9 protein-coding genes are annotated in these 12061 nt (G+C 77.3%); 8 read left to right on the top strand and 1 reads right to left on the bottom strand.

What is annotated here, in order from left to right; genetic code table 11:
• The first annotated feature begins 101 nt into the window (after nucleotides 1-101).
• Nucleotides 102-773, top strand: coding sequence for a BON domain-containing protein (locus ACZ6PY_RS09900; RefSeq protein ID WP_466070922.1), 672 nt, complete (start codon nucleotides 102-104; stop codon nucleotides 771-773).
• A gap of 74 nt (nucleotides 774-847) precedes the next feature.
• On the top strand, nucleotides 848-1966 hold the full coding sequence (locus ACZ6PY_RS09895) for a glycosyltransferase family 4 protein (RefSeq protein WP_466070920.1): 1119 nt from the start codon (nucleotides 848-850) through the stop codon (nucleotides 1964-1966).
• A gap of 4 nt (nucleotides 1967-1970) precedes the next feature.
• On the opposite strand, the gene ACZ6PY_RS09890 is transcribed toward ACZ6PY_RS09895, so the two are convergent.
• Nucleotides 1971-3422, bottom strand: a complete 1452-nt coding sequence (locus tag ACZ6PY_RS09890) for a serine/threonine-protein kinase (RefSeq protein WP_466070918.1) — start codon at nucleotides 3420-3422, stop codon at nucleotides 1971-1973.
• Nucleotides 3423-3598: 176 nt separating this feature from the next.
• Here ACZ6PY_RS09890 and ACZ6PY_RS09885 point away from each other — a divergent pair, with 176 nt between their 5' ends.
• From ACZ6PY_RS09885 to ACZ6PY_RS09860, 6 genes are all read left to right on the top strand, one after another.
• Nucleotides 3599-4432, top strand: coding sequence for a patatin-like phospholipase family protein (locus tag ACZ6PY_RS09885; protein WP_466070917.1), 834 nt, complete (start codon nucleotides 3599-3601; stop codon nucleotides 4430-4432).
• Nucleotides 4432-5460: a 1-acyl-sn-glycerol-3-phosphate acyltransferase gene (locus ACZ6PY_RS09880; RefSeq protein ID WP_466070915.1), complete on the top strand. Its 1029-nt coding sequence runs from the start codon at nucleotides 4432-4434 to the stop codon at nucleotides 5458-5460. Before ACZ6PY_RS09885 ends, ACZ6PY_RS09880 begins: the two co-directional genes overlap by 1 nt.
• 54 nt (nucleotides 5461-5514) lie before the next feature.
• A complete protein-coding gene (gene cutA / locus ACZ6PY_RS09875; RefSeq protein ID WP_466070914.1) occupies nucleotides 5515-5835 on the top strand; it encodes a divalent-cation tolerance protein CutA in 321 nt (106 codons plus the stop codon).
• Nucleotides 5836-5882: 47 nt separating this feature from the next.
• Complete coding sequence (locus ACZ6PY_RS09870; RefSeq protein ID WP_466070912.1) at nucleotides 5883-9554, top strand: SCO7613 C-terminal domain-containing membrane protein; 3672 nt, start codon at nucleotides 5883-5885, stop codon at nucleotides 9552-9554.
• Nucleotides 9555-9675: 121 nt separating this feature from the next.
• Nucleotides 9676-10731 carry a fatty acid desaturase family protein gene (locus tag ACZ6PY_RS09865; RefSeq protein WP_466070910.1) on the top strand — a complete coding sequence of 352 codons (1056 nt, stop codon included), beginning with the start codon at nucleotides 9676-9678 and terminating at the stop codon, nucleotides 10729-10731.
• 169 nt (nucleotides 10732-10900) lie between these two features.
• Complete coding sequence (locus ACZ6PY_RS09860; protein WP_466070908.1) at nucleotides 10901-12049, top strand: FHA domain-containing protein; 1149 nt, start codon at nucleotides 10901-10903, stop codon at nucleotides 12047-12049.
• The last annotated feature ends 12 nt before the right edge of the window (nucleotides 12050-12061 follow it).

Raw genomic sequence — 12061 nt, 5'->3', positions numbered from 1 at the left:
GACGGAGCCAAGGGGGTTGGTTCCGTCACCCGCCGCCTATTTTCGTGCCTCACCCGGTCCGGGTGAGCCGGGCTCACCCCGTCCGGCGGCACCCTCGGGGCATGACGACCACCTCCGCCGTCCGCACCGACCAGGACATCCAGCGGGACGTGCTCGCCGAGCTCGACTGGGACGCGCAGACCCGGCCCACCGAGATCGGGGTGACCGTCGCCGACGGCGTGGTCACGCTGACCGGCCAGGTGGACAGCTACGCCCGGCGTTGGGCCGCCGAGCGCTGCGCGCACCGGGTCCGCGGGGTCCGCGCGGTCGCCAGTGACCTGGAGGTGCGGTTGCCGGTCGCCGACGAGCGCACCGACGCCGACATCGCGATCGCGGCCAGCCGGGCCCTGGAGTGGGACAGCTTCGTCCCCGCCGAGCGGCTGGACCTCACGGTCGCCGACGGCTGGGTCATGCTCCGCGGCCAGGTCGAGTACGGCTTCCAGCGCCGCACCGCCGAGCGGGAGCTGCGCCGGCTGCGGGGCGTACGCGGGGTGACGAACCTCGTCGAGGTGCGCCCGCCGACCCCGCCCAGCGACGAGCAGAACCGCCGCGACCTGCAACGCCTGCTGTTCCGGCGGACCGGCACCGAGCGCATCGAGGTGCGGGTCAGCGGCGACACGGTGGTGCTCGACGGGGTGGTCCGCCGGTGGTGGCAACGGGAGGAGGCGGAGCGGGCGGCCTGGGCCACGCCGGGCGTGCGCGAGGTGCACGACCGGCTCGTGGTGGCCGGCTGAGCGGCCGTTTACCGCTCGGAGCGCCGGGAAACCGCCGCCGGTCACGTACGCCGGGGACCCATCGGGGAGGACTCGTGGCCGTGAACCAGCCGCCGTCGGACCGTACCCGAACCGGGCACCTGCGGCTCGCCATGGTGGTGCCGCCCTGGCTGTCCGTGCCGCCGGCCGGGTACGGCGGCCTGGAGCACCTGGTGGCCGGGCTGGTCGACGCCCTGGTGGACCGGGGGCACGCGGTGACCCTGTTCGGCGCCGGCCGGGAGAACGGCACGGCCGGTGACTTCGTCTCCACCTGCGCGGACCTCCAGTTCCACCGGCTCGGCGAGTCGCTGCCCGAGCTGGCCCACCTGGCCCATGTGAACCGGTTGGTGGATCCGGCCGACTTCGACCTGGTGCACGACCACAGCACCATCGGCCCGCTGCTCGCCGGCCGCCGCCGCGTGCCCACGGTGGCCACCGTGCACGGCAACCCGGTGGGCGAGTACGGCACCGTGCTGAGCAACACCGACGAGGGGGTGGGCCTGGTGGCGATCTCGCACGCCCAGCGCGAGGCCAACCCGGACCTGCCCTGGGTGGGCACGGTGCACAACGCCATGGCGCTGCGGGAGGTGCCGCGCAAGCGGGGCCCCGGCCGCGGGCCGGTGCTCTGGCTGGCCCGGTTCAGCCCGGACAAGGGCCCCGACGTGGCGATCCGCGCCTGCCGGGCGGCCGGCGTGCCGCTCACCCTGGCCGGCAAGTGCAACGAGCCGGCCGAGCGCCGCTACTTCGAGCAGGTGGTCGAGCCGATGCTGGGCGAGGACGTCACCGTGGTCCTCAACGCCGACCGCGAGGCCACCCAGCGGCTCCTGTACGACGCCCGCTGCCTCATCATGCCGATCCAGTGGGCGGAGCCGTTCGGCATGGTGATGGTGGAGGCCATGGCAACCGGCACCCCGGTGGTGGCGCTGCGCCGGGGTGCCGTGCCGGAGCTGGTCCGGGACGGGATCACCGGGTTCGTCCGCGACCGCGCGGAGGAACTGCCGGCCGCGCTGCGCGACGTGGCCGGCCTCGACCCGGCCGACTGCATCATGCACGTGGCGCAGCACTTCTCGGTCGAGCGGATGGCCGCCGGTTACGAGGCGGTCTACCGGGCCTTCCTCGCCGACCGGGCCGCGTTCGCCGGGCGGCCCGAGGCCGCGCCGGTCACCGCCGGCTGACTCCTCAGGTGCGTCCCGTCGCCAGGTCCGCGGCGGCCTCGTCGAGTTCGCGGGCGTACCCGGGGCTGATGCTGCCCTCGCGCCGCCGGTCGGCGATCTTGTCGCGGAGCCGGTCCACGGCGCCGGTGAGGGCGCCCTCGCCGGTCGCGGCGCTGGCGTTGCGCAACAGGTTGCGCAGGTCCACGCCCACGTCGTCGCGGATCTGGCCGGCGGCCAGCCCGGCGTCGATGAGCCCCTCCACCCGGTGCGCCGCCTCGCTGAGGTCGCCGCCGGCGGGCGGGGTCGGCGTGCCGGTCGCGGGCGGCCGGCGGGTCGGGCCGGGCGGCTCGCTGGTGGCCGGCCCGTCGCGGCTCGGCGTCGCGGTGGACGGGACCACCACGGGCCCGGCGGTCGGCGCCGACCGCGACGGCGCCTGCCGGTCGGGCAGCAGTGCGGGCACCAGCAGGGCGGCGCCGGCGACCACCACCACGCCGGCCGCCACCAGGGGCAGCACCCGGCGAGGTCGGGACGCCCCGGCGGCGACGGGCGCGGGACGGGCGGGATCGGCCGGCGGTCGCGGCGGGGCGGGCAGCGCCGGGAGGGTCACGGTCGGGGCCAGCATGGTGGCGGCCTGCGGGTCGGCGGGCAGCAGCTGGTCGCGGAGCACGGCCGCCACCTGGTGCGCGGTGGGCCGCCGGCGCGGGTCGCGGGCCAGGCAGCGCAGGCAGATCTCCGCGACCGGCGCGGGCAGGCCGGGTACGCCGTCCAGCGTGGGCGCGGCGTCCTCGGCCAGCGCGGCGCTGAGCTGCTCCCAGGTGTCCGCCGGGTACGGCGGCTGCCCGGTCAGCGTCTCGAACAGCAGCACACCCAGCGAGTAGACGTCGGTGGCCGGTTGCGCCGGCGCCCCGTCCAGCCGTTCCGGCGCCACGTACGCCGGGGTGCCGAACGTGCCGCCGTCCTCGTCCTCGTCGGGGGCGCCGACCCGGGTGGCGATCCCGAAGTCGAGCACCTTCGCGCCGACCCGGGTCATCATCACGTTCGACGGAGTGATGTCCCGGTGCACGATGCCCAGCCGGTGCGCGGCGGCCACCGCCTCGGCCACCTGCGCGCCCGTCTCCACCGCCGCCGGCCAGGGCAGCGGCCCCTCGGTGAGCCGGTGTTCCAGCTCCTCGCCGCTGAGCAGTTCCATCACCACGAACGACGTGATCGAGCCGTCCGGCGCCACCGTCTCGCCGTAGTCGTGCACGGCGGTGACGTGCGGGTGGACGAGCTGGGCGGCGGAACGGGCCTCCTCGCGCACCATGTCCCGGAACCGGGCGTCGGCGGCGAGCGAGGGGGCGAGCACCTTCACCGCCACCACCCGGTCCAGCACCTCGTCGCGGGCCCGCCAGATCACCGACATGCCGCCGGCCCCGATCTGGTCGATGAGCCGGTACCTGCGGGCCAGCAGCCGGCCGGCGTGCAGCGTCGCCTTCACATCGCACCTGCCTGGGCTTGGGAGCGCTATCAGGTTGCGGGAATGTGTCCGGCCTGTCAACGGGTGTCCGTTCTCCGGTCGCGTCCCGCGCCGCGCCGGTCGCGCGCCGTGACGTGGCGACCGGCCCCGACCGGCTCGGCGAGGCGGACTGTGCGGGGCGTGCCAGGATGAACGGCATGGCAGGCGGTCCGGTGGCGTTCGTGCTCGGCGGCGGGGGAGTGCTCGGCGCCGTCGAGGTGGGCATGCTCCGGGCCCTGTTCCGGGCGCGGATCCGGCCCGACATGGTGCTCGGCACCTCGATCGGCGCGGTCAACGGCGCCCTGGTCGCCGCCGACCCCACCGAGGCGGTCACCGACCGGCTGGTCCGCCTCTGGGCCTCGCCCGAGGCCAGCGAGGTGTACGGCGACTCGGTCGCCCGGCAACTACGGCGCTTCGCGGCGCGTACCCACCTGCACTCGCCCCGGCCGCTGCGCCGGCTGCTGGAGAGCGAACTGGGCGAGGAGACCACCTTCGCCGACCTGAAGGTGCCGTTCCGCTGCTGCGCGGCGAACATCGAGCGCGCCGCCGAGCACTGGTTCCACAGCGGACCGGTGGTGCCGGCCGTGCTCGCCTCCGCCTCGGTGCCCGGGCTGCTGCCGCCGACCCAGATCGACGGCCTGCACTACATCGACGGCGGGGTGGTCAACTCCATCCCGGTCGGCGAGGCCGTCGCGGCCGGCGCGACCCGGATCTTCGTGCTGCAGGTGGGCCGGATCGAGCGCGAGCTGAGCCCGCCGCGCCGGCCCTGGGAGATCGCCCAGGTGGCCTTCGAGATCGCCCGCCGGCACCGGTTCGCCCGGGAGATGGCGGCGCTGCCGGAGGGGGTGGAGGTGCACGTGCTGCCGACCGGCGGTCTGGAGCCGCGCGACGACAGCCCCTGGGCGTACCGGGACATCGCGGCGGTGGGGCGGCGGATCAGCCGGGCGTACACGGCATCCCGCCGCTACCTGGACACCGCGCTGGAACGCTGATGCCGCTGCCGCCGCGGTGGGTACGCCGGATGCTGCTCGCGCCCGGCGTGGTGCTGCTCGCCGTGGCGGTGGTGACCACCCTGCCGGCCTGGGCGCTGCTGGCCCTGGCCGCGTCACCGCTGGTGCCGGGACACCTGCGCCCGCTGCGGCTGCTCTGGATCGGCACCGTCTACCTGATCTGGGACGCGACCGCGCTGCTCGCCCTCTTCGTGCTCTGGCTGGCCTCGGGTTTCGGCGCGCGCAAGCGGTCACCGGCCTTCCAGCGGGCCCACTACGTGCTCGCCGGCCACTTCCTGCGGGTGCTGTTCTGGCAGGCCCGCTGGACCCTGCGGCTGCGCATCGACGTGGTCGGCACCGACCCGGACACCGCCCTGCCCGGCCGGCCCGAACTGGTGCTCTGCCGGCACGCCGGGCCGGGCGACTCGTTCATCCTGATCCACGCGCTGGTCAACTGGTTCCACCGGGAGCCCCGGATCGTGCTCAAGGAGACCCTCCAGTGGGACCCGGCGATCGACGTCCTGCTCAACCGGCTGCCCAACCGGTTCATCGCACCGGGGCCCGACGGGCGGGAGTCCGCGATCCGGCAGGTCGGCCACCTCGCCACCGGCCTGGACGACGACGACGCGTTCGTGATCTTCCCGGAGGGCGGCAACTTCACGCCGAAGCGCCGGCTCCGGGCCATCGCCCGGCTGCGCGCCCTCGGCCTGGAGCGGATGGCACGGCGCGCCGAGCGGATGCGGCACGTGCTCGCCCCGCAGCCGGGCGGGGTGCTCGCCGCCCTCGACGCCGCCCCGGACGCCGGGGTGGTCTTCGTGGCGCACACCGGGCTGGACCAGATGCTCACCGTCGCCGACGTGTGGCGCGAGCTGCCGATGGACAAGCGGATCGTGATGCGCTTCTGGTCGGTGCCGCCCGAGGAGGTGCCGGCCGGCAAGCAGGAGCGCATCGACTGGTTGTTCGACTGGTGGGCCCGGATCGACAGGTGGATCGCCGCCAACCGGAACGGGGCGGCCGCGGCCGCCGACTGACCCGGGTTCGGTCTGCGTGCAGCGACCGGCCGGAACGCCACGTAGGGTGCGCTGGTGGAGCAGATCTGCGTGGTGACGACGGTGGTGGACGCCCGCTCCGTCGCGGACGTGCTGGCGGCCGCGGCCGTCGCCGGTCGGCTGGCGGCGTGCGCCCAGGTCGGCGGGCAGGTGGACAGCACCTACTGGTGGCAGTCGGCGATCCAGACCACCGCCGAGTGGTCGATCCAGTTGAAGACCGCGCCGGACCGGGTGGACGCGCTGGTCGACCAGCTCCGCGCCAACCACCCGTACGAGGTGCCGGAGATTCTGGTCACCCGGGTGGAGAGCGGCAACCCCGACTACGCGGCCTGGGTGCACGACCACACCCGTCCCTAGGTACGCCTACTCTGTCTCCCCGCCCCGCCGCTCAGGATGCTGGCGGGGTGGAGAACACCGGCTACCCCTGCCCCGGCTGCGGCGCCCCCGCCGACCTCGCCTCCGGCTGCCCCGGTTGCGGCCGTCCGCCGTACCCGCCGGCCGCCGAGGTGGTCCGGCTGGACCACGAGATCGCCGAGCTGGCGCCGCGGGTCGAGGCGGCCCGGGCCGCGTACCAGGAGCTGTCCGGCCGGCTGTCCACGGCCCGGCAGCGGCGTGCCGACCTGGCCGCCCGGATCCGCCTGGAGATCCCGGCGCCGCGCCCGGTCCCGGTCGCGCCGGCGGTGCGCCCGCAGCCGGCCGCCGTCCCGGCCCGCCCCGGCGGGGCGGAGACCTCCACCCGGGCCGTGCAGAGCCTGCTCTTCGTCCTCGGTGGACTGCTGCTCGGCACCGCGGCGGTGGTCTTCACCGCCGTCGCCTGGGCCGCGTTCGGGGTCGCCGGGCGGGCGCTGATCCTGCTCGCCTTCACCGCCCTGGCCCTCGCCGCGCCGCTGGTGGCCCGGGCGCGCGGGCTGCGCGGCACCGCCGAGACCTTCGCGGCGGTGGGCCTGCTCCTGGTGCTTCTCGACGGGTACGCCGCCTGGTCGGTGGACCTGTTCGGGGTGGCCGGCTGGCCGGGGACCCGGTATGCCGCGCTGGTCGGGGGGATCGGCGCCGCGGTCGCGGCCGGGTACGCGCGCCTGAGCCGGCTGACCGTGCCCTGGTTCGCGGCGCTGCTGACCGCCCAGCCGGTGCTGCCCCTGGCCGCGGTGTCCGTCGAGCCGTCCGCCGCCGCCTGGGCGCTGGTCCTGACCGCGCTGGCGCTGGGCGACCTCGTGGTGGTGGTCGCCCTGCGCGGCCGGGTCGCCTCGACCGGCCCGGTGGCCGGTCGGGTGGCCGGGGTGGGGGCCGGTCCGGTGGGCGGGGTCGGGTTGGCCGGCGGGGGGCCGGTCCAGCCCGACGCGGGGCCGGGGGCCGGGGGAGCGGCGGCCGGCGGGGGGCCGGCCGCCGCACCGCCGCCCCTCCCGGTCCGGTCCGGTGTGCCGTCCGCGCTGCTGGCCGGGTGGGTGCTCGCCTGGGCCGGGCACGGCGTCGCGCTGGCCTTGGCGGCCGGCTGCGCGCTGGTGCCGCTGGCCCTCGGGCGGGCGGCCGGGACGCCGCTGCTGGCCGGCGGTCCGCTGCTGGTGGTGGCGCTCGCCCTGACCGCCGGGGCCCTGGCCGCGGGTGGCCGGACCTACCGGGCGGTCACCGCCGGGCTGCTGGTGCCCGTGCTGGCCGCCGCGCTGATCCGGCCGGTCGCCGCGCTGCGGCCCGGGTTGCTGCTGCTGGCGGCGGGTCTGGTGGTGGTCGCGCTGGCCGGTGCGGTCCGGGCCCTGCCGGCCGGTCCGCGGACCGGCCCGCGACTGGGCGCCGTCCTGGTGGCCGCCGGTCTCGGCCAGGTCGCCACCGTCCTCACCGGACTGGTCGCCACGGCCACCGTGACCGCCTCCTTCCCCGCCTGGCAGGGCGGGCGGGCCGCCACGGTCCCGTCCTGGGGGTGGCAGCTCCCGGTCGCCGTGCTGGGCACGGCCGTCGCGCTCGCCCTGCTGGCACCCCGGGCGGCCCGGCCGCTGGTCGGCGTGGTCGGTGGCGCGCTGGCCGTGCTGGCCGCGCCGGCCGTGGCGGCCACGCCGTGGCCGCTGGTGCTGGTCGCGGACCTGGCGGCGGCCACCGCGCTGCTGCTGGTGGTCGTGGCCCGGCCGCGCCGCCGGTTCCCCACCGTGGTGGTCACCGCGTTCACCGCGGCCGTCCTGCTCGGGCACGCCCTGCTGGTCGGCTGCGCCGCGCCGGGCGGCGCGGGCGCCGTGCTCGCCGTCCTGGCGGTGCTCGGCCCGGTCGTGGCGGCACGGGGCCGCCGGGGCCGGGGCGCGCAGCCGGTCGTCGCCGGGGTGGCGCTGGCCGTGGCGCTGCTCGCCGTACCGGCGGGGGTGGCCGTCGCGCTCTTCGGCCTCGGCGCGCCGCCCTGGTGGCAGCTCCGGGGCGCGACCGCCGCCGTCGCGGTGCCGGTGGTCGCCGTCCTCGCCGTCCGTCGCCACTGGCCCGACCTGCACGGGTACGCCTCGACCGGCCTCGCCGTGGCGGTCGCGGCGGTCGGTCTCGGGCCGCTGGCCCTGGTGGCCGGGGAGCCCGTGGCGCTCTACGCGGCCGCCGGGGCGCTGCTGGCGCTGGCCGCCGGGGGCGGCGTCCGGCCCGGTCCCGCCCCGCGGGCGGTCGGCGCCGTGCTGGCCGGCCTGGCGCTGCTCGCCGCCGCCCCGGCCGCCCTGGCGACGCTGCTGGACCTGCCGGTCCGGCCCTGGTCCGGGGTGCCCGCCGTCGAGCCGGCGCCGGGTGCCTGGCGCGCGGGGCTGGTGCTGCTGCTGCTCGGTGCCGCCGCGGCGGCGTACGCCCGGATGGCGCCCGCGCCGGGTGACCGCGCCGCGTCGGACGCGCCGACCTGGATTCGCGGGAGCGACGGCCGGTGGCTGCCCGCGCTGGCCGGGCTGCCGTTCGGCGCGGTGGCCCTGCCGGTGCTGCTGGCGGCGGCCGGCGCGCCCTGGCCGGTGGTGCCCGCGCTGGTCTTCGGGACCGGGGTGGCCGTGCTGCTGCTGGCCGCGCTGGGCGGCCCTCGCCCGGCCGCGCCGCTGGTCCTGCTCCCGCTGGGGTTCGCCCTCACCGCGCCCGGGCTGGGTGGGCTCGTCGCCACCCGGGCCGGGACCCTCGCCGGTCTGGGGGTGCTGGTGGTGGCGGCGGCCGTGGTGGGTGCTGCCGGCCGGCCGGCCGAGGCACGGCTGGCGGGCTGGCTGAGCGCCGTGGCGACGGCCACCGGCTTCGCGGTCACCGCGGCGCTGGCCGGCGGGCTGCCGCTGCGTACCGCCGGGTTCGCGGTGCTGGCCGTCGCGGCGGTGACCCTGCACGCGGTGCCGGCGCTGCGCGCCCGGGTCGCCGGCGCGTCCGGACCGTCGCAGCCGGCGGGTGGGGAAGCGGCACGGGCGGCCGCCCCGGCCCGCGCGGGCGTGGCGGTCGGTGCCGTGGCGCTGGAGGCGGCGGCCCAGGCGGTGGCGCTGCTGGCGTTGCTGCTCACCGGCGGCGCGCTGCGGCACGCGGCGGCCGTCTGCGTGCTGTGGGGCGTGGTGGTGGCCGTCCGGGTGCTGCGCCGGGGCGAGACGCCGGCCCGGCGGTGGGGCCTCGCGGCGGTCGCCGGGGGCAGCGAACTGCTCGGCGGCTGGCTGCTGCTGGCCGCCGGTGGGGTGGCGGTGCTGGAGGCGTACACCCTGCCGGCGGCGGCGCTCGCCCTCGGCGCGGGCCTGCTGGCACTGCGGACCCGGCCGGGGCTGAACAGCTGGCTGGCGCTCGGCCCGGGGCTCGGCGCGGCGCTGCTGCCCAGCCTCGTGTCGGTGCTGGCCGCGCCGGACGCGCAGCCGGCCCGCCGGCTGGCCCTCGGCCTGGTGGCGCTGGGCGCGGTGCTCGGCGGGGCGGTCCGGCGCTGGCAGGCGCCGGTCCTGCTCGGCACGGCGACCCTGGTCCCGCTGGCCCTGCACGAGCTGGCCCGCGGCTGGGACCTGCTGCCCCGCTGGATCTTCCTCGGCCTGGGCGGCCTGGCGCTGATCGCGCTCGCGGCGACCTACGAGCGGCGCCGGCGGGACCTGGTCCGACTCCGGGCCGCGGTGGGCGGGATGAGGTAGGGCTAGCACCACCCCGGGCTGGGGGGTTGCCAGGATTACCCACCGCAGTCAATTCCCGCAGAATCGGTTACGCAGAGTCGTGTCGCCGGCGTGGCGCGCGAACCGAGGAGCGGGGGAGCGGATGACCTCATCGACGGTGACGGCACCGGCGGAGACCCGGCGGGGCAGCGACTACGCGCGGCTGTCCCGCCGGGTCGCCGCCGCCGGCCTGTTCGACCGGCGACCCGGCCGGTACGCGGCCCGGATCGCGCTCACCCTGGGCGCCTTCCTGGCCGGCTGGGCCGTGGTGGTGGCGGTCGGCGACTCCTGGTGGCAGGTGCCGCTGGCGGCGCTCATGGCGGTGGCCACCACCCAGGTGGCGTTCCTCGGCCACGACGCCGGCCACCGGCAGATGTTCCGCCGGCGCGGGCCGAGCGAGGCCGCCGGCATGGTCACCGGGAACCTCGCGGTCGGGCTCAGCTACGGCTGGTGGGTGGACAAGCACAACCGGCACCACGCCAACCCGAACCACGCCGACGAGGATCCCGACGTCGGGGCGGGCGCGCTGGTCTGGACGTACGAGCAGGCGGCGGCGACCCGCGGCCTGAGCCGGTGGATGGCCCGGCGGCAGGCGTGGCTGTTCTTCCCGTTGCTGCTCCTGGAGGGGCTGGCACTGCACGTGGCCAGCGTCCGGGCGCTGGTCGGCCGGGAGCCGGACGGTCGCTGGCGCACCCCGGTCCGCCACCGCGCGGTGGAAGGGGTGCTGCTCCTCGCGCACACCGTCGGCTACCTCGGCCTGCTGTTCGCCGTGATGTCGCCCGGCAAGGCGCTGCTCTTCGCGGCCGTCCACCAGGGGCTGTGGGGCCTCTACATGGGCTGCGCGTTCGCACCGAACCACAAGGGCATGCCGATGCCCACCGCCGAGGACGAGCTCGACTACCTGCGCAAGCAGGTGCTCACCTCGCGCAACGTGCGCGGCGGGCGGTTCGTCGACGTGGCGCTGGGGGCGCTCAACTACCAGATCGAGCACCACCTCTTCCCGAACATGCCCCGGGCCAACCTGCGGCGGGCCCGGCCGATCGTCCGCGCCTACTGCGCCGAGCACGACATCCCGTACGCGGAGACCGGCCTGGTCGAGTCGTACCGGCAGGCGCTCGCGCACATGCACGAGGTGGGCCGGCCGCTGCGGCAGGGCTGAGCCGCCGGTGAGCGACGAGGCTCGATTTCCGGCGTGCGTCGCGGGGAGCCGGTCGGGGCTGCCGGTAGGGTCGTCGCATGGCAGACCTGCTCACCGCGGCGGCGGTGCGAGCCGAGGCGGGGCGGCCGGCCCCGGCCCGGCGGACCGACGACACCGTCCGGAGCGCGGCATGAGATTCGAGATCAGCAAGGTGCTGGACGCCATCGAGGGTCGGGTCTGCACCGATCCCTCGCTGGCCCGGGCGGTGGTCGACCTCGCCGAGGTGATCCGCTGGCAGGACCTGGACGGCGGGCGGCCGGCCAGCCTGCTGCGGCTCGGCATGGTGATCGACGCGCTGTCCCGGCAGATGGAGGAGGACAGCGTCCCGGTCTACGCGATCGTGCACCGGGCCCTGCTCTCCGACGCGGACCTGACCTCCAACGAGCGGATGGTCGTCCGGCGGTGGGCCGACGACGGCCTGGTCGAGGTGCTCGACCACCCCGGTGACCGGATGCTGGAGGTGGCCGACCTGCTCGGCCTGCCGGTGCTCACCCGGGTCCGGTTCGACGGGCTGGGCGGCCGGTGGCCGTGGCTCGGCCAGGCCGGCCGGGTGCTCGCCCCGGTGCCCGGCGCGGGCGGCCCGGTCTTCATCGCGCATGTCGGCGGAGGGCAGAACCCGGCCACCGGCAGCCGCTCGCCGGTCGGCGCGAAGCTGCTCGCCCGGCAGTGGCGCTGCCCCGAGCCGGGCTGCGCCCTGTTCGGCGGCAGCGGGGGCGGCGGCGCCTTCGCCGACCTGGCCCGGGTGGACCGCGCCCCGGCCGGGCAGCCGCCACCCACGCTGCGCAACGGCGTGCCGACCTGCCCCCGGCACGGCACCCGGCTCGGTGACGCCGGGCCGCGGCCGCGTACCGCCGTGCTGGCGGTGCGGATCGGCGGGCTGGTCCGGCAGCGGTTCGCGCTCACCGAGAACCAGCCGGTCGCGGTCGGGCGGGCGCCCGAGGCCACCGGCGGGATCGTGCTCGGCCAGTGGCTCAACGACGAGGCGCGGCGCTGGATCAGCCGCAACCACATCCGTCTCGAACTCCGGGTGGGTGAGGTGGTGGTCACCGACACCAGCACCAACGGCTCGGGCGTGCGGCCGGGCGGCTCGATGGCCGAGCCGGACCGGGTCGCGCTGGCCCCGCAGCAGTCCCGGGTGCTCGGCGAGGGCGACCTCGTCGAGCTCTACCCGGGCGTGCAGATCGGCCGCGCCGACGCGATGGCCAGCGACGCGAAGTTCAGCCCGACCTCGGTGATGGCCGAGGCGCCGACCATGGCGATGCGGCTGCCGCGCCCCTGACGCGACGCGGAA

Source organism: Micromonospora sp. NPDC048907, from assembly GCF_055586885.1.
The sequence above is the reverse complement of the archived record's forward strand: the minus strand, read 5'-3'. Positions and strand labels throughout refer to the sequence as shown.

What these genes read in the sequence shown, in the direction of transcription:
- ACZ6PY_RS09900 (WP_466070922.1), top strand. Translation starts at nt 102, where the DNA reads ATGACGACCACCTCCGCCGTCCGCACCGACCAGGACATCCAGCGGGAC.
- ACZ6PY_RS09885 (WP_466070917.1), top strand. Translation starts at nt 3,599, where the DNA reads ATGGCAGGCGGTCCGGTGGCGTTCGTGCTCGGCGGCGGGGGAGTGCTC.
- ACZ6PY_RS09860 (WP_466070908.1), top strand. Translation starts at nt 10,901, where the DNA reads ATGAGATTCGAGATCAGCAAGGTGCTGGACGCCATCGAGGGTCGGGTC.
- ACZ6PY_RS09865 (WP_466070910.1), top strand. Translation starts at nt 9,676, where the DNA reads ATGACCTCATCGACGGTGACGGCACCGGCGGAGACCCGGCGGGGCAGC.
- ACZ6PY_RS09880 (WP_466070915.1), top strand. Translation starts at nt 4,432, where the DNA reads ATGCCGCTGCCGCCGCGGTGGGTACGCCGGATGCTGCTCGCGCCCGGC.